The sequence below is a fragment of the Melioribacter sp. Ez-97 genome, assembly GCF_051488665.1.
Lineage (GTDB): Bacteria > Bacteroidota > Ignavibacteria > Ignavibacteriales > Melioribacteraceae > Melioribacter.
Genome location: NZ_JBPSEG010000007.1, coordinates 101,721 through 124,838, shown reverse-complemented (window position 1 = coordinate 124,838; position 23,118 = coordinate 101,721). Strand labels below are relative to the sequence as shown.

The following is a 23,118-nucleotide window of genomic DNA, read 5'->3' as shown; positions in this document are numbered from 1 at the left end:
TAATTATACATAATTATGCATAATTATGCAAATCTTGATTACGAATATATTTTTTATTTTATTTGCACATGTATGTCTTATTTAATATTAGCGGAGGGATTTATGAAAAAATCGATATTGTTGGTGCTCGTAGGCAAACGGAAAGAGGAAGCCGTTAAAGTGCAACAGATTCTGACCGCTTGGGGATGCATGATAAAAACGCGGCTCGGAATTCATGACGGCGTTCTGGAAAATTGCTCGGACAGCGGTTTAATAATGCTCGAATTAGTCGGTGAAGACGAGAAGAAAGAGGAGCTCGAAAGAAAACTTTCCGTACTGCCCGGGGTTACCGCAAAACTCGTCAATCTGGAAGTAGACGAATAATTTGCCGGTATACGGTCGAAACCGTTTAATTAAAAATAAGCGGGGAATCTATTTCAAGCGCTTTATAACTTCCGGTTTCGTTAATTCCCTGTAAGCGTCGCCGCCAATCCACCTGGCGGATTTAGAACCGGAATTCTTTAGTTCAGACGCTACAACGACTGCAAGTTCGTTCAGGCGTCTGTTCCTTTTGCCTATCTGCCGCAACGCCCAGTTGACGGCTTTTTTAACGTAATTCCTTTCGTCAACCGAATATCTTTTTATGTCGTTGAAATACTTCTCGAATCTACCGTCTTCCATCTTTTTATCGTGTACTGCAAGCGTGGCAATCATTGCAAAAGCAGCGCGGCGCACAAATTCTTTGTCGCGTTTCTTCCATTCGTCGATTTTTTCGTAAGCGTAAGGCGTCTTGCGGAACAGATGTATGCACGTTCCGTCGCATATATCCCACGAATCGAAATCGCTAACCCATTTGTCCATTTGGGTTCCGGTCACCTTTCCGGCTTCTTCAATCATAACCGCCAGATGCCTTGCTTCGTGATAACCGGATTTCCACAGTTCACCAGCCAGCTCGTGATTCTTTCCTATCCGTTTTGCTATTTCCCTCAATTCATTTACGCTTATGCCGAATGCCCTTTCAACCTTGATGCCGTATCTCGCCATCCCGGCTTTATTCTTTTCGTTATTCTTCGACGAAAGGATATTCAAAACTTTTTCTTTTGTCCATTCTGTTTCTTTCATTTCAGCTTCAGTCCGTATAATTTTTCTTCCTTGTCCGAAACTATATAAATCATATCATTATTATGATCGATTGCGATTCCTTCCATCTGAGGAATATTGACATTGTACGATTCAATTACATTCAGCTCCGGATCGAGCTTTATAATTTTCTTGTCTTCGTCGCTGATCATCCAGACAGAATTATCAACATTGTCGTAAAACAATCCCGAAACGTCTCTTACAAAATCAATTTCTTTTCTTTCTGTTTCGTTAAACAGACTGTCGTATTCGATAATCAAAGCCGGATTTTTTTCGTTTGCCACCCAATATGTTTTATTATCCGCATCGTATGCGATTCCTTCCGGTCCGTTATTGAAAACGCCGTTGTCGAACAAAGGTTTTCTATCGATAACTTCTCCTTTTGCGGATACGAAAACCGCTTTCCGGCTTTCCTCGCTCAGAACCGCAAGAGTAGAATCGTTTACTATAGTTATTCCTTCCAGGTCGCGGTCGGGAATTTCGATGCTGTTCAGTATTTCCCCGTTCGCGCTCAACAGGTATAGTTTGTTGGATTCGTCGCTTACGCACCAGAGTTTATCGCGCGATGTGTCGTATGTCAGTCCGGACGGTTCGGGTATGCTGAGTTTTACCGACCAATCTATTTTGTAATATTCTGCTTCGGACTGGCACGCCGTCAATAGAAGGCATAAATAAAAAAATAACGGGATGTATATTTTATACATGACACCACAATGTTAGTATTAAATTTATCAGTGCAACGCAGAATAATCACTTTAAAACAAACCGTAATTGACGCCGAATTCCCAGTAAATAGTTCAGAATAAATTTTACCACTGGAGCGCTTCCTCAATTTTATCGTCGCGTCCGAACAGAATTAATTCGTCCCCTTCCCTTATAATGTAATTCGGGTCCGGAACGACCACATCTTTACCGTTTTCGTCAAACGGGGAATTGGTATTCTTTACTACAAGCACCTCCAATCCGTAACGGCTTCTAATTTTAAGCTCGGTAAGCGATTTGCCCACGAATTCGGGAGGAGCGGTTTTTTCCAATATTGAATAGCCCTCAAAAACCTGGGTCTTCTTAATTTTTGATATTGTTAAAAGCTCGTGAGACAATCCTTCCACAATATCGGTTTTGAGACTTTCTTTATTATAAGCGGCAATAACGTCGTGACGGCTTATAGTTCCGAGAATTTTATTTTCGTCCGAGCTACTTACGACAGGAAATTCGTCGGCGTCTTTTGCTTCGAATTTTTTTAGCACGGAATCGAGCGTTTCGTTTTCGCTTATTAACGTAACCGACGAAGAAGCCACGTCCCTTGCCACCAGAACATTTCTAAGATGCTCGTATTCAGTAATTATCGGTCTCAATTCGGCTTCGGTAATTGTGCCCGTAATTTTTCCATTTTCGTCGATCATGTAAAAAGTATTATGAGCGCTTTCAATAAGATGCTTAACTATTTCCGGCAGCGGGGTATCTTCCTTAACTAGTACGATGTCGTTTTTCATTACCTGTTTAGCCGTCAACGATTTAAGCAAATTAATTTCGCCTTTAGCCGAAACTCTGTAGCCCTGCTTTTCGAGATGATGTTCGTGTATCGATTTTTTTAACACAATTTGAACAATCATAGTGCTTGTTACAACGGCGAGCATTAACGGCAGGATAAACGAGTAGTCCTTCGTCATTTCAAAAATTATAAGTATCGAAGAAATCGGGATGAAATTCACTCCGCCTAGCACGGCTCCCATTGCGACCAATACGAACGCGGTAGTGTCAAACTGATAGCCGAACATGTAATTTAGTCCCGTGCCATAGAGGAATCCGAGACAGGCTCCCATAAACAGCGACGGCGCAAATATTCCCCCGAAGCCGCCGGAGTTCAATACCATCGGCACAAGTAAAAACTTCAATATTAACAAAACAGCCACTACCTGCCACGTGAGCGAACTCGATAAAATATGATTAATTCCGTTATAGCCGATGCCGAAAATATCTTTGTAGAAATAGCCCGCAACACCCATAACAAGTCCGACAAAAGTCATAAGAGCCCAGCGCGGGACTTTTTTCAAAATCTTTTTATTGATAATACTGTCGAGCGAATTTGAATATCTTATAAAAAAGAGGGACAACAATCCGGCAATCACTCCGAGTATAGCATAGTAATAAAGATTCAGATAATCTCCCACCTGGGGCGAATGAAAATGAAAAATCGATTTATTCCCGAGGAATGCCCGCGATACGGCGCTCGAAGTTACCGAAGATAGTATCAAAGCGGGAAACGTCGACGTAGAGAATTCATTTAAAAGCACAATTTCCAAAGCAAAAAAAATGCCGCCCATCGGAGTGTTAAAGATAGCCGCTATTGCGGCGCCGGCGCCCGCAGCAGTCAACACTTTTTTCTTTGTTTCGGAAAGACCGAAAAGATAAGCGAGTTTATTAGCCAATCCGCCGCCCAATTGCGCAGCCGGTCCTTCGGGACCGACAGTATTACCCGAACCGATACTAATAACAGGAGCAATAAAATGGAAAATCGTATTACGCAGAGGTATGCGGTACCCTTTTGTTGCAACGGCTTTGATAACTTCCACCACGCCGCGATTCTTTGCAATATCGGGAGCTCCGTATATCATTAAACTCTGAATTAACATGCCGATAGCCGGCAGAGCTATAACCGCTGCGGCGCCCAGGAAATAAAGACCGTTTGCAGTTTGTTTGAAAAAGAGTTCGTTAAAGAAATCAATCGATTCGTGAAATACTACCGTTGCAAATCCGACTACGATTCCCATAATTACGGAATAAACTACGTAACTGGTGTAATCGTAGTCGAGTATTTTTTTTGTATTAAATACCTTTAAATTTTCTTTCAGTACTTCGTAATACTTTCTCATCCGTTTTATGCCGTTCGTTTTATTACAACAACCGTAGCGTCGTCTTCCCAATCTTTTTTTCCGCCGTAGACGTATAGAGTATCAAAAATGATTTCGATTAATTGTTCCGGAGTTTTATCGTAATGCCGTTCAATAATTTTTTTAAGACCAGTAACGTCGAAGTCGTTTTGTTTGCCGTTTTTTCTTTCGATAATACCGTCGCTGTAAAGCACCATCAAGTCGTCAGGTTTAAGATAAGCATAGCCTCTGTGAAGTTGAATTTCGGGCAAGGCTCCGAAAACCAATCCCGTCGACGGCATTTCTCTGAATTCCTGTCCGTCATAAATCAAAGGCGAGGGATGACCCGCATTAACGTATAATATGTTTCCGTTCTTTTCTATTTCGGCATAAACGAGCGATACAAAACTGGTCGAATAAACGCTGCGATAAATCACATTGTTAAGTTTCTTGAAAGTGTAGACCATTTTCATATGTTTTTCGAGACCCATTCTCAGACCGGTAACAACGTCGCGCACAAGGAGAGCCGCGGGCAAACCGTGTCCGCTTGCGTCGCCGACGCAAACTCCGAATACATCGTCGTCGAAATCAAAAAAATCGTAGAAGTCGCCGCCTACCAATTCTGCCGGCACCGACCTCGCGGCAATTTGAAGTCCTTCCACTTCCGGCATATTAACGGGCAGCAAACTCTGTTGAATTTGAACCGCCTGTTCCATTTCGCTTTTAACGGCTTCGGAAGTAAGGCGATAATTCAGAACGGTTCTTACGGCGTTAAAACAAAATTCGATTTCCTCCCGTATCCATCCGCTTTTTAATTCGAAGACGAAAATCCATCTGTTCTCCGGACTTTTAACGCTAATAGCCGCAGGTATTCTGTAATCTTTTTTTAACAAAACCGTGGAATCGATAGTAAAATTCGGATCGTCGAAAATATAGGTCTTCGACTTAAGCAAAGCCTGCAGGGGGTCGGAATCGACGGGTATTTCCGTCAAATAATTTTTCTTGTTTTCCTTTGGCGAAACGAGCACGAATTTATCGTCCTGTTCCACATAGATGCGTCCGTTGCAAATATGTAAATCTTCCCCGAAAGTCTTTTCGAGTTCCTGCACAATTGTAAACAGAAAATCCTCGCCCGATTTTTCTGTGCCGATTTTAGCCAGCAGTGAATCGAGTTTTCTGTAAAATATTTTCGGGTCTATCATAAATTTCCTCTATTTAACTTGCAAATTTAGCAAAACAAAAGAAATGATGTCGGATCACAGAATAAAATTATCGTTAATCTTTTCAAGAACCCGGGTGAACGAATCGGGCGGTTTTGCCGTAATCTTAAAAATTCTGCCTCCGTATTCGAAACTTATTGACTCCGCATGCAGCATCAGGCGGGGATATTTTTTTTGAATTTCTCGATTGCCGTATTTCAAATCGCCCGCAATGGGACAGCCGATTGAATACATGTGAATCCTCAGCTGGTGCCGTCTGCCCGTAAACGGCTGTAATTTTAAAAGGGCGTGGGCGTTATAATAATTTAATACGCTATAATAAGTTTCCGACGGCTTGCCGTTTTTTTTGTCAACACCCATACGACCCGATCCGAACTGGCGAAGCGGATAATCTACAATTCCTTCCTCATATTCGGGTTTTCCGATAACAAGCGCTTTATAAGTTTTTTGCACGTTTCTGCTTTCAAAAAGAAGATTCAACTCCCTGTGAGTCTCGCTGTTTAACGCATAAAGTATTACCCCGCTTACTTCTTTGTCCAGCCGGTGCACCGTAAAAATCTTCTTCGAATATTTCTCCGACAAAAAATGATATAGGCTCGCAACCGATTTGTCGCTTTCAGGAATCGATGCCACGCCTTCGGGCTTGTTTACAGCAATCAGATTTTCATCTTCGTAAAGTATTGAAACGTCCAATATCAGTCCCGCAAAATTAATTCGAATTTGCCTTCTTCCGTTTCTACGAATCCCATTTTTTTCAGATACTTCATGTGCGCTTTATTTCCCGGTTCGCTAATAATTTTTTTAATGTTTTTCTTTTTGAAGAAATTTTGAAATACGAATTTGCCCACTTTAAAGTCGCGATACCCCGGAATTACATAATCAAGTTTAACCGACAGAGCGTCGCCCGGGAGGGATTCCGCGCAAACCAATCCCGCAGGAACGGAATTTCGCAATACGAAAATAATCGTCCAGTCCGGCCGGGGATCGAACGAAAAAGTCGGTATATATTTCTTTATTTCCTTTTCGTGAAATTTCAAAAAATAACCGAGAAAATCGGAGTCGTGTTTTACCTCGAGAATGTCGAAGTATTCTTTCCGGGAAAATATTTCGGCCAGATAATAGATATTGACGATTGCAATAAATCCGTTGACAAGCGCCACCGGATAAGCGTTTATTATTATACCGTAAATCGTAAAAATTACCGAACCGAGAAAGTTTATAATCCTGAGTTTTACTATCGAACTCATCATCAACGATACGGCTACCAATACCGACGCTATATAGCCGATCAATTCTACCAATGGTATTTCCATCTTTCTTTCCTCGCTGTTTTGAGTTACTTTCTTTACACAAGAAATCTTATTTTTACCCTACAAATAAAAACAATTTATAATGGAAAACCACCCCGTTATCAGTTTGGACGACGTAATCAGACCGACGCATTTGGTAGTCGATCTTAAAATAATAAAAGAAAATTTCCGCAGAATAAAGGAAGCGGTCAAGCCTTCGAAAGTGATGCCGATATTAAAAGCCAACGCTTACGGACACGGATTAATTAAGATTGCGCAGACGCTCGAAAAAGAAGGAGCCGATTACCTCGGCGTTGCATTTCTGGAAGAAGGAATACTGCTGCGTCAGCAGGGAATTAAGACGCCTGTTCTTGTTCTCGGCGGCATCTGGGGAAATCAAATACCGACGTTCCTCAAATACAATCTTACAATGACTGCTTCGTCGATCGACAAAGCGCGTCAGATAGACAGCGAAGCACGCAAACAAAACACAATAGCTAAAGTGCATCTGAAAATCGACACGGGCATGGAACGCATCGGCGTTCATTATTACAACGCGCCCAAATTCTTCGAAGAAGCGGTAAAACTGAAAAACATCGAGATAGAAGGAATTTATTCGCATTTTGCCAATGCGGACAATGGCAATACCGATTACACGAAATTACAGTTCGAGAGATTTACGGAGTCTCTCGATTATTTCGAGCGGCTCGACTACGGTAATATCATCAGGCATATATCCAATTCGGGCGGAATTCTCCAATTGCCCGAAGCCAATCTGGATATGGTCAGACCCGGCATAATGCTCTACGGCGTCTATCCTTCGCAGGAAATCAACAGAACAATCGAAGTTAAACCCGCCCTCACCTGGAAATCTCTCGTTATCTATTTTAAAGTTATTAAAGCGGGGCACCCAGTTGGCTACGGTTCAAAATGGGTCGGGGACAAGAATGTTCGAGCTGTAACTGTTCCCGTAGGATACGGCGACGGCTACATGAGAAGAATGTCCGGCAAAGCAAACGTAATTATTAACGGGAAAAAATATCCGGTCATCGGAACCATTTCGATGGATCAAATAGTTGTTAATATTGAAAGCGATTCGGCGTACAACGGCGACGAAGTTATATTAATAGGCAAACAGGGCAAGAGCGAAATAACGGTTGAAGACCTTGCCCGCTGGGCAGAAACAATTCCTTACGAAATTCTGACAAACATAAACACGCGCGTGCCGAGGATTTATATCGATTAACTATTCAATCCGTATGTTTTACGTCTGCCGTAGAATATCAAATATCCCGCTATTCCCGCCGCCAGTAAAATTACTGCCCAGTAGTACCATTTAAATCCTTCTTCGGGACCTAATTTATTTTTCCAGTCAATCAGCTGCGCTTCGATTGTGTCTTTGTCCGCTTCCGTCAACATGTTGTGTTCGATCAAAACGGGAATCCATTCCGGAAGCACTTTGTCGTAATAAACAGAATCGGCAAAAGTTTTAAAAACCTCGTAAGATTTGTCTTTGCCTTTTACTTCCATATTCTTTATTTCATCTTCCACAAACGATTTGACGCTGTATACAAATTCCTCTCCGTTATTGAAAGGCAGAAGCGGCAATTCTTTCGACCTGAATTCCACGTAAATCGAGTTCCAGATTTCCTTGTCGATTCTGCTTTTCCATTCGTAGAAAAGATTATTGATATTCGCCAGTTGCTCTTCTTTTTCTTTCTTTTCCAGATAAATTTCGCTCAGTTTAGGCGAAATTCTTCGCCACAGTTTATTAAACTCCGTTTGTTGTTTTTTAATTTCTACAAGGTCTTCCGGTTTTAGTTCTGTGACTCTCATAAACTGGATATTATCCGTCAATGTTCTCTCGATATTAAAAAACAGTTCGGCGTTTTCGATTTTAACCCTGTAACCTACTTTTTCGGCTTCGTTCAACGTCGAGGAGGTTTTGGCAAAGTCCAGAACAAGCGAATCGATAATATCGCGTATCAGCAGGTCTCTTTTTTCGAGATTGCTTTTCAATTGAGCGATCAAATTATTGAGCGCCGCAATTGTGGCGGCGTCTTTATCCGCCTGACGCCGGAGCGCGTTTATTTTGACGAGCAAATCTTTATTTTGATCATTCAGTTCAGTCAGTTCAGATTTCAGGTTAACAATTTCCGTTTTCAGTTCGGTAATTTGACTGAATTCATTTTGACGGAGCGAGATTGCGCTAAACAGTTTTTCGAAAGACGATTCGAAATTTTCAGGATAAAGCGAGTCGTCGAGCAAAGACTTGTGTTTTAAATATTCTTCCCGTAAATCCGCCGCGCGGCCGTATATCGAATTGCAAACGTCGAGCGATTCTGCCTTTTTAATTTCATCCATCAATTGGTTGTACTTTTCCTTGAACGACCTGACGATTTCATAATCGGACTGGGAAAAGTAATTATTGTAAGTTACCGACAATAACAGAATGATTAGAATTAATCTTTTCATCTTTACCTCGCAACGCCGGCTTTATTCATTAGAAATTTGTTTTGAGCGTCGATCAATTCGATATAAGGCGGACGCTGATTCATCGCGGGATTTTCAAGTGTTTTATCTGCGTAAATATTTATTTTTTTGTATAATTTCATTCCGCTTTCTGCCGGCAAGAACAAATAAACATTTTTGAATCCCTGCGAAGTAATATAATAGAATCCTTCGGAATCCCTTATTATTCTCACCTGCTTATTGGCGGTATTCGACGAATCGCCGGTTTCTTCGAAGAAAAGAGGATTTAGATTTATCGAAATAGAATACCGCTTTTCATGCACGTACCCGTTTTCGTCAACCGTAAGAACCGATTCGACAGGCCAGGAAAAATCCGCCGGCTTAAGCATTAATACCGTGCAAGAACTGACAACAGCCGACAAGATAAGCGCCGCAAACATCTTCTTAATCATCTCTGAAATCCCTTTTTTGAACCGCTGATAACATACGCAATTTATATTTCAAATTGAATACTAAGCCTACTATTTTTCTTTTTTTTGAGCGATATATTGACTAAGTTATTAATCATTTAAAACATCGAAAGGAAATACTATGAAAAAAATTATTTCGTTACTATCATTAATCGTATTCTTATCAGGAATTTCTTACGGACAGGACGACCCGGCGGCAATGGAAGCCTGGATGAAATATATGACTCCGGGTCCGATGCACGAAATGCTGTCGAAAATGGCAGGCGACTGGAAGACCGTAATGACAATGAAAGGTCAGGGCGGTCAGGAAATGAAAAGCGAAGGAACCGCAAAATTCGAAATGATTATGGGCGGCAGATACCTGAAGTCGACTTTTAAAAGCGACATGATGGGAATGCCGATGGAAGGCATGGGTATTGACGCATACGACAATGCCAAGAAAGAGTTTGTCAGCGTCTGGATCGACAATATGGGAACCGGCGTGACCGTGCTCAAGGGCAATCTCGATCAGGATACAAAAACTCTCACATATTACGGTACGACCGTCGACCCGGCTTCGGGAGAGGATTCCAAAATCAAATCCGTCACTAAAATAATAGACGAAAACAATCATAAATTCGAAATGTACAGCGTTATGCCCGACGGCTCCGAAGTATTGATGTTCGAAATGGATTACACAAGAATAAAATAATTCTCAATCCGATACGGGTTTAAAATCCGGAGAAAAATTATTCGCATTGAAACCGGGCATCTCGCTTAGTTGTCCGGTTTCTCTGTTATAAAACCAGAGATTCTTCTTTATTCCGTTATCTACCGTAACGGCTACGATTTTACCGTCCGAAGAAATTACAGGGTCGTCGGCAAAATCCGAAAAGCTAACAAGCTGCCTTTGATTGCTTCCGTCGGAATTCATCACAAAAATTTCCGACCTGCCGTTTCTGTTGCTTACAAAAATAATTTCGCCGCCGTCCGGCGTAAATACCGGTTTGTTGTTCCATTCCTTAGTATTCGTTAAACGTATTCTGTTAGAGCCGTCGGCATTCATTATGAAAATCTGCGCAACGGTATTTGTATAAGCTACCGAGACAATGCGGGATCCGTCGGGGGAATAATTACAATACACTTCGTAATCTTCGGTGTCTGTAATCTTATTCAAGCCCGCGCCGTTAACGGCAACGGAATAAATATCGGAAAAATTGCCGTTCTGCAGAACAAAGATCAGGCGTGCGCCGTCGGGCGAAAAATTAACCGAAACCGGTTTTCCATCAGGCAAATCCAATACAACTTTGTTAGAGCCGTTACTGTTGACAATCCCGATACTTTCTCCGGTAAGAAACGCAATTTTACTCCCGTCCCTCGAATAAACGGGCTTGCGTCCTTCGCTCAATATTGTTTGGGTTTTCGCGGCAAGGTCGTATAAAATTATATTCGAGTTTGACTCGCTGACGTAAGCCGTAAATGCAATTTTAGATCCGTCCGGCGAATAAACCGGATCGAAATCCCACGTTTGATTAAACGTCAATCTCTTTTGGGAAATGCTGTCGAGTCCCGTGTTAAACAGTTCGGTTTTGTCGCCCAATTCCAGGCTCGTTTCTCCGCCGCTGTTTCTGTCGGAGACAAAAACCACTTCGTATTTTTTTATAATTTCGATTTCCGGTTCAAACGGATTTTCTTTATTGCAGGACATAACTGCAATCAGCGAAAACATCAATAACAAATAGCCTGTCTTTTTCATTTAATCTCCCATTAAACGATTGACAACTTATGTTTATAACGCAATAATGTCAAATTTATTCGAGTCTTTTACGGAATCTTTTGGATGCAAGAAAAAGTATTGTAATTCCCATTGCAGCCAGTATCAGAGTTTCCCGCCACAGTTCTGCAATGCCTATCCCTTTGAGAATAACTCCGCGTATTATGGTAATAAAATATTTAAGGGGAATGATATATGTGATATACTGAATTATCTTTGGCATATTTTCAATGGGAAAGACGAAACCCGACAGATAAATCATCGGCATCATCGCGCCGAAAACCGTTACCATCATTGCCTGTTGCTGAGTTTTTGAAATTGTAGAAATGAAAAGTCCTATGCCCAATGTGGAAAGAATGAAGAGCAACGAGGCAAACAGGAAAAAAAGGATGCTGCCCCTTATCGGAATTCCGAACCAAAAGACCATGACGGAATTTACAAGCAGAACCATAACAAAACCGAGTATTGTAAACGGCAGTATTTTTCCGAGAATCATTTGCCACGGTTTAATCGGAGTTACGATCAACTGTTCCAGCGTTCCGAATTCTTTTTCTTTTACTATGGCAAGCGAAGTCAGCAGAGTTGTAACAATCATTAACAGCAAAGCCGTAATACCCGGCACCATAAACACGCGCGTTTTTAACTCCGGATTGTACCAGATTCTGGTTTCGGCATTAACCGATTTTAACGGCGCTCTAATACCTTTCCTTTCGATTTTTTCCAGAAAGATATTTTTTGCATAATCGGCAGTAATCGCCTGAATATACCCGAAAGCTATAGAGCCTTTGTTTCCGTCAGAACCGTCAAGAAGAATCTGAACTTCAGCGCCCGAATTGTTTTCAATATCTTTTTCAAAATCTCTCGGAATAATCAATCCCATCACGGCATTACCGCTCATAATTGCATTTTCTGCATCATCGTAATTTTCAACAACACCTTTTATTGTAAAGTAACCCGAATTTACAATCTTTTCCACGTACTTACGGCTCGAAGAAGACCTGTCTCTGTCAAGCAGATAAAAATCGACATTATTCACATCAAAAGTAGCGGCATATCCGAGAATTATCGTCTGCAGAACGGGAGCCACAAGAACAATTGCAAACATTTTCGGATCCCGCTTAAGCTGTTGAAATTCCTTTTTAATAAAATGGATTACCGTAGCGAATCCTTTTCCGTTCAACCGTTTAATTCCTTCAGTTGTTTTTTATAATAAATTTTCGATGCCGCAAATACGACTATAATCGTAAAAATCGCCATGTACAAAAGTTGTTCCCAGAAAACTTCTACTCCCGCTCCTTTCAGTAAAATCGAACGAAGACAAACAATATAAAATTTCGTAGGAGTAACATTTGAAAAAACCCGAATAATATAAGGCATACTTTCAATCGGAAACACAAAACCCGACAGGAGCATCGACGGCAAAAGCGACACCAACGTGCCTACCTGAAACGCCACTTGCAGCGTATCGGCAATAACCGATACCAGAATTCCGATACCGATAGACGCTGCGAGAAAGAACAAAGTGCTAACCAGCAGCCAGAAATAACTTCCTTTAATCGCAATTCCGAAAAAGAGATATCCTGCCGTCAGTATTACGCCCGCGTTTATAAATGCAATAATGATGTACGGAATTGCTTTGCCTGTTAAAAGTTCGGGAATGTTTATCGAAGACACGTTCAATTGTTCAATTGTGCCGCGCTCTTTTTCTCTTACAATCGACAACGAAATTGTAACGACGGCGATTATTATCAATATCATGCCGATTAATCCGGGAATAAGAAACCGCGTAGAGTTCAAATCGGGATTGAACCAGAAACGGGGCTCGAGCGTAATTGGCGAGGATAATTTAATTCCTCTCGAAGAAAGAAATTCATAATTGAGCTTATTGGAATATCCCGCAGCGGCGGCGTTGACGTAATTCATAATTATTGTGGCAGTGTTGCCGTCGACTCCGTCTATAAGAAACTGAATTCCGGCGCTTTCGTTTCTGTTAATCCTTTTTGAAAAATTCCTCGGTATAACGGCAATGCATTGCGCTTTTTTTCTGTCGAGATAATCTTTAATTTCAGCGTCCGATTTAAGATGCGTAACCAGATCGAAATAATCCGTGCTCAAAAGAGAATTAACGAAAGCGCGGCTTTCAGCCGAATTATCCTTGTCCAGCACAGCCAGTTGTATATGCCGCACGTCGAAATTAATCGCATATCCGAATACGACGAGCAGGAAAACCGGGAAAAGGAAAATTACTCCCATCATTCGTACGTCGCGCAGCAATTGCCGCGTTTCTTTTATGGCTATGGCTCTAATTCTGTTGAACATATTTATTACCGCGTTCCAGCAAATGAATGAATACGTCTTCCAAAGTAGGAACAATGCGCGTTATATTGTCGACTTTAATTTCTTTTTGATTGCAGTATTTTTCTATCGCACGGGCATCACGAAATTGTTTTTCAGTAATGACGTGAATTTTCTTACCGAAGATCGAAACGTCGATTACAAACTCCCCATTCCGCAATATTTCCATCAACTCGACAGGCGCTTCGGTTTCGATTTCAAAAACATTGCCGTCGAGATAATCGGTTTTGAGTTTTTGAGGATTTCCTTCCGCAATCAACTTACCCGCATTGATAAGAATAATATCGTTGCAATATTCGGCTTCTTCCAGGTAATGAGTGGTAACGAGCACGGTAGTTCCTTCGTCGGAAAACCGGTTAATCAGATCCCAAAAATTTCTTCTCGAAATCGGATCGACGCCGCTGGTCGGTTCGTCGAGAAACAAAATTTCTGGTTTATGAATTACGGCTATTCCCAGCGCAAGGCGTTGTTTAATACCTCCGGGCAAATCTCCCGTAAGAACATTTTCTTTTCCCCTAAGATCAGAAATTTCGAGCGCCCATTTTTTCCGTTCTTCGAGACGCTTTCCTTCCAATCCGTACACACCGCCGAAGAAGTCGATATTTTCCCCGATGGTCAGATCGTTATACAACGAAAAACGCTGAGACATATAGCCGATACTTTGTTTCACTTTATCGGGCTGTTCGACTATACTGTAACCTCCTACAATAGCATCGCCCGAAGTAGGTTCGAGCAAGCCGCACAACATTCTTATGGTAGTCGACTTACCTGCTCCGTTTGCGCCGAGAAATCCGAACACTTCTCCTTTTTCGACCTTGAATGAAACGTTGTCAACTGCGGTAAAATCGCCGAATTTTTTCGTTAAATTTTCCACTACTATGCTGTAATTCATCTGTCCGTCTTCCGTTGCTTAATCAAGTTCATAAACACATTTTCTATCGAAGGCTCCGTCACTCTTTTATCCGCTACCTCAATATTTCCCGAATCCAGTATTTTCAGGATGCCGTCGGTTTCCTCGTTGTTTCTTATTAATATGTTGATTCTGTCGCCGAAGAGTTGGATGTCGTTGTCTATTTCGGAAGCCAATAAATCGTAAGCTTTTTTTACCGGTTTGCACACTATTTCCAGGCTCATCATACCTATCGATCGTTTTATATTGTCAGGAGTGTCGCAAGCTATAATTTCGCCGTTGTTAAACATTGCAACCCGGCTGCATCTTTCCGCTTCGTCGAGATAAGGAGTAGCCATAACAACGGTGATGTTTTCTTTAATCAAATCGGCGAGTATTTTCCAGAAATCTCGCCTCGAGACGGGATCAACGCCTGTTGTCGGTTCGTCGAGAAACAATATTTCGGGTTTATGAATCAAGCTGCACGCAAGAGCGAGCTTTTGTTTCATGCCTCCGGATAGTTTTTCAGCAAGTCGATTTCTGAAAGGTTTTAATCTCGTGAATTCGAGCAGTTCGTCCCTTCTTACTTTGTAATCAGTTACGTTGTGAATTTCGGCGAAGAATTCGATATTTTCGTCGACGGTGAGATCGCCGTAGAGACTGAATTTTTGCGAGAGGTAACCGATCCTGTTTTGAACCGCGCTTCTTTCTTTTGTAATATCCTTGTCGAATAACCTCACGGTTCCCCCGTTAGGATTGAGAAGTCCGCACATAATCCTGATGGCGGTGGTTTTACCTGCGCCGTCGGGACCCACAAATCCGAACATTTCACCTTTTTTTACGCTCAAAGAAATGCCACGGAGCGCTTCTATTTCTCCGTAATTACGGCGAAGGTTGTTTATTTCAATAATTCCGTTCATTCAAAGCGAGCCCAGTTGAATCGTTGCATCTGCGGGAATTCCCGTTTTAAGAACGAAATCCGGATTCGGAATTTCGATTTTTACTTCGAAGACAAGTTTTGTCCTTTCGTCTCTTGTCTGAATGTTTTTGGGAGTAAATTCCGCTTCTGGAGAAATATAGATTATCTTGCCTTCGAACGTTCTGTCGGGATAAGCGTCTACAGCCACGTCGACTTTTTGCCCGAGTTTAATTTTAGGCAAATCGGTTTCGGGTATATAAACGGACATTTTAACTCTGCTCAAATCTGATATTTTAAATAGCGCCGAGAGCATCGTTACCGTTTCGCCTTTTTCGATAAATTTTTTTACAACGAATCCGTCAATCGGCGAAACTACAAAACAGTCGTTCAAACTCTTTTTCAAAAGATTAACCGACGCCTTTGCTTTTTCAACATTAGCCTCGGCTTGTTTAATTTCTTCGGGTCTTGCAATGTTTTTGAGTTTTCTCAAATTTTCTTTGGCGGAGTTATATTGAGCGGACATAATTTGATACCGCGTTTCTGCGTCGTCGAGCTGTTTTTTATTTACGGCTCCGGTTTCGAATAAATTTTTAATTCTTTCGAAATCCGTTCTGGCGGAATTGAAATTTGCTTCCGCTTGTTTGAGAACTTCTTCGGCTTGTTTTATATCTTCTTTCCTCGCTCCGTTTAGCAACAAAGCCAATTGAGCTTCCGCCATTTTCAAAGCCGCCTCGGCTTGATTCAATTGCAGTTTATACGAAGAGGTATCTATTACGCAGAGCGTATCGCCTTTTTTGACCCGGTCGCCTTCGTCTTTAAGTAAGCCGATAATTTGCCCGCTTACCTGAGAGCTTATCAGAGCTTCGGTCGATTCGATAGTTCCCGATTCGACAATACTGTTATTTCCGTTATCATTGCAGCCATATAAAAAGACTGCCAACAGAAGAATAAAAATCTTTTTCATTTTCTTCCGACCGTTTGTTTTTGGTTATTTTATTATAAACTTCTTTTCCTTTATCCGTAAGGATGCCGTTGATGAATAAGCCGAAGGTATAATCGACCGCTTCTTTCAACGAAAAGCTGTTTTCAAGAATAAAGTCGGGATTGATAACCGATTTAACAGAACTCAAAAAGACGGCTAATATTATCTGAGGAGGAATGTCGACAATGTAACCTTCGTCAATGCCTTGCAAGAAAACTTTGTAAATATGTTTATTGATAATTTTAGTGCGCATGTCGTCGATTTCTTTCCAGATTTCGGGCTTGTAGACGCGGATGTCATTTATCCAATTCGCACTCATCCTGTTTGCAGCCATCGATTTAAGCGTGTCCATCAGCAGGACAATTTTCTCGATAGAATGGAGTTCGTCGTTCAGAATTTTTCCGATATTCTTCTTAACGTTTTTTTTCAAATTTTGCACAGCGGCTTGCAGGAGTTCGTCTTTGGAGCCGTAATATTTATAGATGGTCTTTTTGCTCATCCTCAGTTCTGCGGCAATCATATCCATGGAGACCTTGCTGAATCCTTCGCGCAAGAATTTTTCCTGCGCCGTTTTTAATATTCTTTCTCTTTCGCTCATAACGTTTTTTGTTTGCCGCACGCAATATAAGCATGGGAAACTAATAAGTCAAGAATTAGTTTCCCAAGTTTCCGCAAGTACATAATGTTCATCTTTTATAAAAACGGATAGTCTGCTTCTTTAAAAACCCAATTTATTTCTGATATCTCCGGGAACCGCGTCTTTGTGCACCATTATTGCAATCACTTTCAACTTTGCATAGGCTTCCGACATATACCAATAGCCGTCATACTTTTTATCTTTGGTTCCCCACGAATTTTTTGTATAGTAGTATTTGTTTCCGTTCTCGTCTTTAGCGAGTCCTACTATATGCATTAGATGGTCGTCGGTTGTAGTTTGATTGTCGAAAGTTTCCTGCCTCATGTCCTGAGTAACCGTTTCTTCGATTAAATTTTCCTCAGCGTTCTCTTCCTCTTCGTTGTCGGATTCCTCGGCTGGCAGAGTGGCGATACCTTTTTTCCTGTCGAAAGTTTTTTCGCTGACGTCGCCGTCCCATGCAATCGAGTATCCGTTTTCGAGCGCGTAATCCATAATGCGCATCAAATCGTCTATCGGAACGTTATAATACAAATCTTTGCTCCAATTGTCGGGTATTTCGAGATCGAACTTGCCGTAGAACGGGTGATGAGAAAACGACGTCAATTCCACATAATCATCGGGATTAAATCCGAGCGAATCGACGAAACTCAAAGGCGTATATTTTTTCCCGTTATATTCAAATTCAGCCGGCGGTTCTCCCAGATAGATATCGAGCGTAGATTCTACCAACTGCTTCCAGGCAGGAGTTATCTTGCCGCCTTTTTTCTTAACTACAGTACTCACAATCGATTTAAGCACTGCGTCCATTTCGGCGTGATTATGTTCTTTCTCGCCCTCTTTCAAACCCGAATAAACTTCTTCGGGAACCATTCCATGGCGCCGGATCACGTTCATTACGTCGTGCGCCTGTCCGCCCATTCCGAAATTTGTCAAGCCGTTATATCTGATATAATTTTCGGCTTTTAAGGGATAAGTAAATCTTACGTTCCACATTGGCGAAAGAATATGAACTCCCTTGCCCATTCTTATCAATTCGGTCTCGATAAACGAAGTTGTGGCAAACGACCAGCATGTGCCGGTTTTGGCCTGATTTTTTACCGGCGTTGTTTCCACTTTATAAATCATTTCAAAGCGTTTTTCGTCTTTGTCTTTTTTCTGAGCCGCCGCAACAAACGGAATGACGGCTGCGATAATAATTATTTGTAAAAGTTTTCTGGCGCTCATGTTGAACCCGTATTTATTAATTGATGAATTTGATTTGTTTTTAAAATAGCGAGAAATGTAATTATTAACGAGGATTTTTTTATTACTGGGTTTATAAAATTCGCGCTGAAGTTCGGACGTCTGCCTGGCGGTGGCAGGTTCTTGGTGCGGGCGTTACGGCGTTTTTAGTTTGTTGTTTTTGTACAAAGGAAAAATTACTTTAGCCGCATTTATCTTTCAAAGACAAAAGAAAACTTCCCTTCTCTTTTCACAGGGACACAATGATAAAACTATCCGGCAATTTTGAGGAATTACACGACGGCGGCATGTCGAAAAATCCGCACGACAGATTTTTGAGATTCTTCACCCGCCGATGGCGGGTTCAGAAAGACAGCGTGGAATATCATCTTCATTAATGTTGGCTGATTCGGAAAGACTGTGTCCTTTGCGCTCTTCGCGCTCTCAGCGGTTAATTAGAGTTTGCTTCGTCGTTCGCTTTGCTCACTCCTCGCAAAGACGAAGCATTATTATTTATCTTATTCTTCATTTTACCCTCCTAATATACTAAGCTATTATATTAATTTGTTTTCATCGCTATTCTTTTAAGATAGCAAGCATTCAACAAAGAGCAAAATATTGATGATCATATTTGCCTGGATACGTTGTTTTAATAATTTTAGCAAATAGATTTTTTAAAATCTTTCATAATGACTCTATTTACATAACGCCTCCCTATTTTAGTTTTCCGTGATATATCAAATTATAAGGATACTCCCGTATTAAGAAAAAAGCATCTTTATCTAATATTACAGAACCAGAAACTATTGCGCCAGTTTTATTAAAGTGTATTATATATTCATATGTACTACCATCATAATGTACCAAGCCATCAGTCATGAGAAGGAATAGATCTTTTTCAGATCTTCCCCAGAGTCGTTGTAAAAATTTGGAGTTGTTGATCTCAAGTATTGTATTAAATTTACCGTTTTTTATTTTTGCTATTCTATTTCCCAGTATGAAATAAACGTCTTTATTTATCAAACTTATGTTCGCGGTTTCGCCACGTATATTAAGACTAGTGTATAATTTTTTTATTCCACTCTTACTATATTCACAAATAATTGTACTATCGGGATGTATAGATCCTCCTATTTTTAAAACCTGAAAGTATATATTTCCATTATCCTGATTCTTATATAAATTAGCAATAAGACCTGTAATAAAGCCAGTATTCAGCATATTCCATTCACCTCTGTAATAATGAGCTATTACACTATTATTAAATAATTTCATACTATCCGGGTATGCTCCAAAAGCATAAAAGTCATTCTCGGATATCCCCCAGATATTATTAATCCCAATATCTGTTCGTCTGTCTTTCTCCAGCTGATAAAATAAAAACCATCCAGAACCGTTATATTGCCATATCTGTCCACGTATATTTCCCGTAAACACTTTGCTATTAATAAAACCCCAGAGAGCGGTTAAACCTGCATTACCATCAACTCCAAAGACACTCCATGATTTCCCGTCAAAGTGTGCAATAGATTTTGCATGCTCACCACTGCTTATTGTCCATATATTATTAGGTGAGGTACCCCATATTCTTATCATAGGAGCATACGGGTAGTTTAGTGTATCCACCTCCCATACATAGTCCCGTCTTCCCGGTTCGGGTTCGGTTATTCCTTCTCCGCAGGAATTTACAAGTAGTATTACTACAATAAGAAATGATTTTATCAGGTTTTTCATCGGATTGCCCCCGTTTTACCCTCGTATTAAACTAATTAATTTTACTTTGACAAGATAATAACAATTAGAAAAAAAAAATCAACTCTCTCATTTAAATTTTATGTTTTTTTATTCTTCGTCATTTGGTCTGCAGTTTATCCGGCATTTCGGTTCTCAAGAATTGAGATTCTTCACCCGCCGTTGGCGGGTTCAGAAAGACAGCGTGGAATATTATCTTCATTAATGCTGGCTGATTCGGATAGATTGTGTCTTTGAGCTCTTCGCGCGATCTACGGCTTAAATTGAGTTTGCTTCGTCGTTCGCTTTGCTCGCTCCTCGCAAAGACGAGGGCGTTCCCCGTTCAGGCGTGCGGACGTTATGAGTGCTGAGGTTCAAAGTTCTTCGTTAAAAAAAGCGCATTTTATACGTCAAAACTATCGGCAATTGTCTATCAAAAAAAAGAATTTCTGATCACTAATCCCTGATCCCTAACCCCCAATCCCTAATTACACAACAACCTTGAACTCCCAAACCAAGAACGTTGAACCCCAAAACTACGAACCCCAAAACGTGAGAACGAAAACCCTCCTTCATTATTTTGAATTAATTCTTTAATTTGTTACCGATAATTATTAAAAGGGGCAGTCATGAAAATCTTACTTATGATTTTAATTTCGTTTACAACATTATTCGCTCAGGACGTCAAAGAAGAGCTGAGAGCTCTTAAAAACAGCAGCGAACTTCTGGACCACCGCCTTGACGTATTAGAAAAAAAGATCGACGATGTTATATGGTTTCAACGCGTGGGCGATGTAGCGTTTATCGACAAAGTTTTCCTGACGGGACCTCCTCTTTGGAAAGAAAAAAATCCCACCGGACAGGGAGCCGGCAATCCTGTTAAATTCTGGTCTTATATTTTCATCCCCAAAGGAATTGATTATTCCAAAAAGTATCCGGTAATTGTATTTCCGCACGGGGGAGTACATGCAAACTTCAGCACTTACTACACGCATATTATCAGAGAATTGATTTATCAAAAATATATAGTAGTGGCGGCGGAATATCGCGGAAGCACAGGATACGGAAAATCCTTTTATGAAAAAATCGATTACGGCGGTCTTGAAATCGAAGACGTTAACGCCAGCAGACAATTCGTTCTCGATAACTACGACTTCGCCGACGAAAACCGCGTCGGCATTATCGGCTGGAGTCACGGCGGACTGATTGCGTTGATGAATTCATTCGAGCATCCGGAAAATTACAAAGTCTGTTTTGCCGGCGTTCCCGTAAGCGATTTGATCGCCCGGATGGGATACAAAGACGACAGCTACAGAGCTCTCTATTCGGCGGATTATCATATCGGTCAAACAGCGGACGAAAACGTTAACGAGTACAGACGCAGATCGCCCGCATGGAACGCCGATAAATTAAAAATACCGCTATTGATTCATACAAATACAAACGACGAAGACGTTAACGTTCTGGAAGTGGAACATCTTATTAAATCGTTAAAAGCCGCCGGCAAAAAATTCGAATACGAAATTTTCAAAGATATGCCCGGAGGACATTCTTTCGATCGACTCGATACAAAAGAAGCGCGGCGCATCAGAATAAAGATTTACGGCTTCCTCGATAAATATCTCGATCCGCCGGTCAAAATAAAAAGTTTAGAGGACATCAACAAAGCCGCGTATTTACCGTAAATTTTCCGTATGCCGCTTTATTGATATTTATAAAATATTCGGGATAAAGTGTGCGTTTATCCTTTGATATTTCTATTCACTTTGACCTGACTTTTTATTAGATTTTAGGCGAACTCTCCTCATCCTGATTGCCAACAAAACAAGGGGGTGGACAATGAAGGTTCTCGGGGCATACGAAAAAGCTCGCATCTATATTGAAAAGCATTACAGGGATTCTGAAGAGGCGCGAATTCATCACCGAAAATTAAATCCCGGCCCGGTAATCACAATTTCGAGGGAAACCGGAGTCGGAGCCGCCGTAATCTGCGAAAAGCTCGTGGAATATTTCAACAAAAGGGCAATCGAGGGTTACGACGATTGGGCGTATTTCGACAAAGCTTTGATCGAAAGAATAATGGAAGACCATCAGCTTCCGGATCATTTCAGAAAATATTTACACGAAGAAAAACCTCCGAAAATAGAAACGTGGTTCGGCGAGCTGCTCGGCGTTACGCCTTCGAAAATTCTTTTGCTCAGAAAAATATCCCAGACAATATTAAAATTAGCCGACTTCGGCAATGTAATTATCGTGGGCAGAGGCGCAAACATCATTACGGCCAAAAGAAAAAATGCGTTTCACATTCGACTGGTCGCTCCTTTGTCTTACAGAATTGAAAACGCCTGCCGGCTCTATAATCTCGACTACAAAAAGGCGGCTGATTTTATCCGGGAAGAAGACGACGCGCGCAAACAGTACATCTGGAAATTTTTTCACAAAAACATTGAAGATCCGCTCCTCTACCACGCGGTAATAAATACAAACTTATTGGAAGCCGACGAAATTGCGGAGATGATCGGTCAATGCATTGTGCGTAAATTCCCCAATTTCTTTTCCAAGGAAAAAATTTTATCTCTCTCGGCATAATGAAAAAATTATTAACGATATTTTTCTTAATTGTTTTCGGCAATTATTGCAATACGGAGGTGGCAATGAAATTCGAATTGATTTCGCCGGCATTCGAAAACGAAGGCATGATACCCGTCCGTTTTACCTGCGACGGAGAAAACGTTTCGCCCCCTTTGAAATGGAACAATATACCCGAAGGAGCCCGGTCGCTCGCCTTGATAAACGACGACCCCGACGCTCCGATTGGAGACTGGGTACACTGGATATTGTATAATATTCTTCCCGGCATCGATTCCCTTCCCGAAGGAGCTTCGAACAAAAAACAGATTCCTTCGAATTCCGTCGAGGGTTTGAACGACTGGGGACTAAATTCATACGGAGGTCCGTGTCCTCCCTCGGGAATTCACCGATACTATTTCAAACTCTACGCGCTCGATACGGTTTTTACCGCCGACAATAAGATGACAAAGAAAAAGCTTCTCGCATTGATGAAAGGACATATTTTAGGCGAAGCCGTACTGATGGGAAAATACAAGCGCGCCCGATAATATTAACTGTTAATTTATACTTTCCCTTTTTCTAAATAGATACGCTATTATTATATTTCATTTACAAATGAA

24 protein-coding genes are annotated in these 23,118 nt (G+C 41.2%); 7 read left to right on the top strand and 17 right to left on the bottom strand.

Annotation, left to right across the window (positions count from 1 at the left end; genetic code table 11):
• Window positions 1–102 precede the first annotated feature (102 nt).
• Window positions 103–363, top strand: coding sequence for a hypothetical protein (locus ACSSWA_RS09770; protein WP_437356382.1), 261 nt, complete (start codon window positions 103–105; stop codon window positions 361–363).
• 48 nt (window positions 364–411) lie between these two features.
• On the opposite strand, the gene ACSSWA_RS09765 is transcribed toward ACSSWA_RS09770, so the two are convergent.
• From ACSSWA_RS09765 to ACSSWA_RS09740, 6 genes are all read right to left on the bottom strand, one after another.
• Complete coding sequence (locus ACSSWA_RS09765) at window positions 412–1,101, bottom strand: DNA alkylation repair protein (RefSeq protein ID WP_437356381.1); 690 nt, start codon at window positions 1,099–1,101, stop codon at window positions 412–414.
• Entirely contained in the window at window positions 1,098–1,823 is a 726-nt protein-coding gene (locus ACSSWA_RS09760) for an SdiA-regulated domain-containing protein (protein ID WP_437356380.1), read from the bottom strand. The genes ACSSWA_RS09765 and ACSSWA_RS09760 overlap by 4 nt, the downstream gene beginning before the upstream one ends.
• Before the next feature lie 105 nt (window positions 1,824–1,928).
• Window positions 1,929–3,992, bottom strand: a complete 2,064-nt coding sequence (locus tag ACSSWA_RS09755) for a chloride channel protein (RefSeq protein ID WP_437356379.1) — start codon at window positions 3,990–3,992, stop codon at window positions 1,929–1,931.
• 5 nt (window positions 3,993–3,997) lie between these two features.
• A complete protein-coding gene (locus ACSSWA_RS09750) occupies window positions 3,998–5,191 on the bottom strand; it encodes a PP2C family protein-serine/threonine phosphatase (RefSeq protein ID WP_437356378.1) in 1,194 nt (397 codons plus the stop codon).
• A gap of 54 nt (window positions 5,192–5,245) precedes the next feature.
• Complete coding sequence (locus ACSSWA_RS09745; protein ID WP_437356377.1) at window positions 5,246–5,902, bottom strand: RluA family pseudouridine synthase; 657 nt, start codon at window positions 5,900–5,902, stop codon at window positions 5,246–5,248.
• Between the two features lie 2 nt (window positions 5,903–5,904).
• Entirely contained in the window at window positions 5,905–6,522 is a 618-nt protein-coding gene (locus ACSSWA_RS09740) for a hypothetical protein (RefSeq protein WP_437356376.1), read from the bottom strand.
• Window positions 6,523–6,601: 79 nt separating this feature from the next.
• Here ACSSWA_RS09740 and alr point away from each other — a divergent pair, with 79 nt between their 5' ends.
• Window positions 6,602–7,744, top strand: a complete 1,143-nt coding sequence (alr, locus tag ACSSWA_RS09735) for an alanine racemase (protein WP_437356375.1) — start codon at window positions 6,602–6,604, stop codon at window positions 7,742–7,744.
• Here alr and ACSSWA_RS09730 read toward each other — a convergent pair.
• Both ACSSWA_RS09730 and ACSSWA_RS09725 read right to left on the bottom strand, forming a co-directional pair.
• Complete coding sequence (locus tag ACSSWA_RS09730; protein WP_437356374.1) at window positions 7,741–8,973, bottom strand: hypothetical protein; 1,233 nt, start codon at window positions 8,971–8,973, stop codon at window positions 7,741–7,743. The two genes, alr and ACSSWA_RS09730, sit on opposite strands and share 4 nt — an antisense overlap.
• 2 nt (window positions 8,974–8,975) lie before the next feature.
• Complete coding sequence (locus ACSSWA_RS09725) at window positions 8,976–9,422, bottom strand: hypothetical protein (protein WP_437356373.1); 447 nt, start codon at window positions 9,420–9,422, stop codon at window positions 8,976–8,978.
• A 139-nt stretch (window positions 9,423–9,561) separates the two neighbouring features.
• Here ACSSWA_RS09725 and ACSSWA_RS09720 point away from each other — a divergent pair, with 139 nt between their 5' ends.
• Window positions 9,562–10,131, top strand: coding sequence for a DUF1579 domain-containing protein (locus ACSSWA_RS09720; RefSeq protein ID WP_437356372.1), 570 nt, complete (start codon window positions 9,562–9,564; stop codon window positions 10,129–10,131).
• Window positions 10,132–10,134: 3 nt separating this feature from the next.
• Here the strand turns inward: ACSSWA_RS09720 and ACSSWA_RS09715 are convergent, their stop codons facing one another.
• From ACSSWA_RS09715 to ACSSWA_RS09680, 8 genes are all read right to left on the bottom strand, one after another.
• The gene (locus ACSSWA_RS09715) at window positions 10,135–11,175 is read right to left on the bottom strand and encodes a TolB family protein (RefSeq protein ID WP_437356371.1); all 1,041 of its coding nucleotides are present in this window, start codon (window positions 11,173–11,175) and stop codon (window positions 10,135–10,137) included.
• Window positions 11,176–11,230: 55 nt separating this feature from the next.
• Complete coding sequence (locus ACSSWA_RS09710; RefSeq protein ID WP_437356370.1) at window positions 11,231–12,373, bottom strand: ABC transporter permease; 1,143 nt, start codon at window positions 12,371–12,373, stop codon at window positions 11,231–11,233.
• Window positions 12,370–13,512, bottom strand: a complete 1,143-nt coding sequence (locus ACSSWA_RS09705; RefSeq protein ID WP_437356369.1) for an ABC transporter permease — start codon at window positions 13,510–13,512, stop codon at window positions 12,370–12,372. Before ACSSWA_RS09705 ends, ACSSWA_RS09710 begins: the two co-directional genes overlap by 4 nt.
• Window positions 13,496–14,440: an ATP-binding cassette domain-containing protein gene (locus ACSSWA_RS09700; protein WP_437356368.1), complete on the bottom strand. Its 945-nt coding sequence runs from the start codon at window positions 14,438–14,440 to the stop codon at window positions 13,496–13,498. Before ACSSWA_RS09700 ends, ACSSWA_RS09705 begins: the two co-directional genes overlap by 17 nt.
• Window positions 14,437–15,357 (bottom strand): ABC transporter ATP-binding protein, encoded by a 921-nt coding sequence (locus ACSSWA_RS09695; protein WP_437356367.1) that lies wholly within the window; start codon window positions 15,355–15,357, stop codon window positions 14,437–14,439. The genes ACSSWA_RS09700 and ACSSWA_RS09695 overlap by 4 nt, the downstream gene beginning before the upstream one ends.
• Window positions 15,358–16,320: an HlyD family secretion protein gene (locus ACSSWA_RS09690; RefSeq protein ID WP_437356366.1), complete on the bottom strand. Its 963-nt coding sequence runs from the start codon at window positions 16,318–16,320 to the stop codon at window positions 15,358–15,360.
• Window positions 16,268–16,936: a TetR/AcrR family transcriptional regulator gene (locus ACSSWA_RS09685; RefSeq protein ID WP_437356365.1), complete on the bottom strand. Its 669-nt coding sequence runs from the start codon at window positions 16,934–16,936 to the stop codon at window positions 16,268–16,270. The genes ACSSWA_RS09690 and ACSSWA_RS09685 overlap by 53 nt, the downstream gene beginning before the upstream one ends.
• 120 nt (window positions 16,937–17,056) lie before the next feature.
• On the bottom strand, window positions 17,057–18,199 hold the full coding sequence (locus ACSSWA_RS09680; RefSeq protein ID WP_437356364.1) for an aminopeptidase C: 1,143 nt from the start codon (window positions 18,197–18,199) through the stop codon (window positions 17,057–17,059).
• A 260-nt stretch (window positions 18,200–18,459) separates the two neighbouring features.
• Here ACSSWA_RS09680 and ACSSWA_RS09675 point away from each other — a divergent pair, with 260 nt between their 5' ends.
• Entirely contained in the window at window positions 18,460–18,594 is a 135-nt protein-coding gene (locus ACSSWA_RS09675) for a hypothetical protein (RefSeq protein WP_437356363.1), read from the top strand.
• A 316-nt stretch (window positions 18,595–18,910) separates the two neighbouring features.
• Here the strand turns inward: ACSSWA_RS09675 and ACSSWA_RS09670 are convergent, their stop codons facing one another.
• On the bottom strand, window positions 18,911–19,930 hold the full coding sequence (locus ACSSWA_RS09670; RefSeq protein ID WP_437356362.1) for a hypothetical protein: 1,020 nt from the start codon (window positions 19,928–19,930) through the stop codon (window positions 18,911–18,913).
• A gap of 626 nt (window positions 19,931–20,556) precedes the next feature.
• Here ACSSWA_RS09670 and ACSSWA_RS09665 point away from each other — a divergent pair.
• The 3 genes from ACSSWA_RS09665 to ACSSWA_RS09655 all read left to right on the top strand — a co-directional run bounded on the left by ACSSWA_RS09665 (window position 20,557) and on the right by ACSSWA_RS09655 (window position 23,046).
• Entirely contained in the window at window positions 20,557–21,612 is a 1,056-nt protein-coding gene (locus ACSSWA_RS09665) for an alpha/beta hydrolase family protein (RefSeq protein ID WP_437356361.1), read from the top strand.
• A gap of 154 nt (window positions 21,613–21,766) precedes the next feature.
• A complete protein-coding gene (locus ACSSWA_RS09660) occupies window positions 21,767–22,516 on the top strand; it encodes an AAA family ATPase (RefSeq protein WP_437356360.1) in 750 nt (249 codons plus the stop codon).
• Between the two features lie 65 nt (window positions 22,517–22,581).
• Window positions 22,582–23,046, top strand: a complete 465-nt coding sequence (locus tag ACSSWA_RS09655; RefSeq protein ID WP_437356359.1) for a YbhB/YbcL family Raf kinase inhibitor-like protein — start codon at window positions 22,582–22,584, stop codon at window positions 23,044–23,046.
• The last annotated feature ends 72 nt before the right edge of the window (window positions 23,047–23,118 follow it).

What these genes read in the sequence shown, in the direction of transcription:
- ACSSWA_RS09770 (WP_437356382.1), top strand. Translation starts at nt 103, where the DNA reads ATGAAAAAATCGATATTGTTGGTGCTCGTAGGCAAACGGAAAGAGGAA.
- ACSSWA_RS09765 (WP_437356381.1), bottom strand. Translation starts at nt 1,101, where the DNA reads ATGAAAGAAACAGAATGGACAAAAGAAAAAGTTTTGAATATCCTTTCG.
- ACSSWA_RS09760 (WP_437356380.1), bottom strand. Translation starts at nt 1,823, where the DNA reads ATGTATAAAATATACATCCCGTTATTTTTTTATTTATGCCTTCTATTG.
- ACSSWA_RS09755 (WP_437356379.1), bottom strand. Translation starts at nt 3,992, where the DNA reads ATGAGAAAGTATTACGAAGTACTGAAAGAAAATTTAAAGGTATTTAAT.
- ACSSWA_RS09750 (WP_437356378.1), bottom strand. Translation starts at nt 5,191, where the DNA reads ATGATAGACCCGAAAATATTTTACAGAAAACTCGATTCACTGCTGGCT.
- ACSSWA_RS09740 (WP_437356376.1), bottom strand. Translation starts at nt 6,522, where the DNA reads ATGGAAATACCATTGGTAGAATTGATCGGCTATATAGCGTCGGTATTG.
- alr (WP_437356375.1), top strand. Translation starts at nt 6,602, where the DNA reads ATGGAAAACCACCCCGTTATCAGTTTGGACGACGTAATCAGACCGACG.
- ACSSWA_RS09730 (WP_437356374.1), bottom strand. Translation starts at nt 8,973, where the DNA reads ATGAAAAGATTAATTCTAATCATTCTGTTATTGTCGGTAACTTACAAT.
- ACSSWA_RS09725 (WP_437356373.1), bottom strand. Translation starts at nt 9,422, where the DNA reads ATGATTAAGAAGATGTTTGCGGCGCTTATCTTGTCGGCTGTTGTCAGT.
- ACSSWA_RS09720 (WP_437356372.1), top strand. Translation starts at nt 9,562, where the DNA reads ATGAAAAAAATTATTTCGTTACTATCATTAATCGTATTCTTATCAGGA.
- ACSSWA_RS09715 (WP_437356371.1), bottom strand. Translation starts at nt 11,175, where the DNA reads ATGAAAAAGACAGGCTATTTGTTATTGATGTTTTCGCTGATTGCAGTT.
- ACSSWA_RS09705 (WP_437356369.1), bottom strand. Translation starts at nt 13,512, where the DNA reads ATGTTCAACAGAATTAGAGCCATAGCCATAAAAGAAACGCGGCAATTG.
- ACSSWA_RS09700 (WP_437356368.1), bottom strand. Translation starts at nt 14,440, where the DNA reads ATGAATTACAGCATAGTAGTGGAAAATTTAACGAAAAAATTCGGCGAT.
- ACSSWA_RS09695 (WP_437356367.1), bottom strand. Translation starts at nt 15,357, where the DNA reads ATGAACGGAATTATTGAAATAAACAACCTTCGCCGTAATTACGGAGAA.
- ACSSWA_RS09690 (WP_437356366.1), bottom strand. Translation starts at nt 16,320, where the DNA reads ATGAAAAAGATTTTTATTCTTCTGTTGGCAGTCTTTTTATATGGCTGC.
- ACSSWA_RS09685 (WP_437356365.1), bottom strand. Translation starts at nt 16,936, where the DNA reads ATGAGCGAAAGAGAAAGAATATTAAAAACGGCGCAGGAAAAATTCTTG.
- ACSSWA_RS09680 (WP_437356364.1), bottom strand. Translation starts at nt 18,199, where the DNA reads ATGAGCGCCAGAAAACTTTTACAAATAATTATTATCGCAGCCGTCATT.
- ACSSWA_RS09675 (WP_437356363.1), top strand. Translation starts at nt 18,460, where the DNA reads ATGATAAAACTATCCGGCAATTTTGAGGAATTACACGACGGCGGCATG.
- ACSSWA_RS09670 (WP_437356362.1), bottom strand. Translation starts at nt 19,930, where the DNA reads ATGAAAAACCTGATAAAATCATTTCTTATTGTAGTAATACTACTTGTA.
- ACSSWA_RS09665 (WP_437356361.1), top strand. Translation starts at nt 20,557, where the DNA reads ATGAAAATCTTACTTATGATTTTAATTTCGTTTACAACATTATTCGCT.
- ACSSWA_RS09660 (WP_437356360.1), top strand. Translation starts at nt 21,767, where the DNA reads ATGAAGGTTCTCGGGGCATACGAAAAAGCTCGCATCTATATTGAAAAG.
- ACSSWA_RS09655 (WP_437356359.1), top strand. Translation starts at nt 22,582, where the DNA reads ATGAAATTCGAATTGATTTCGCCGGCATTCGAAAACGAAGGCATGATA.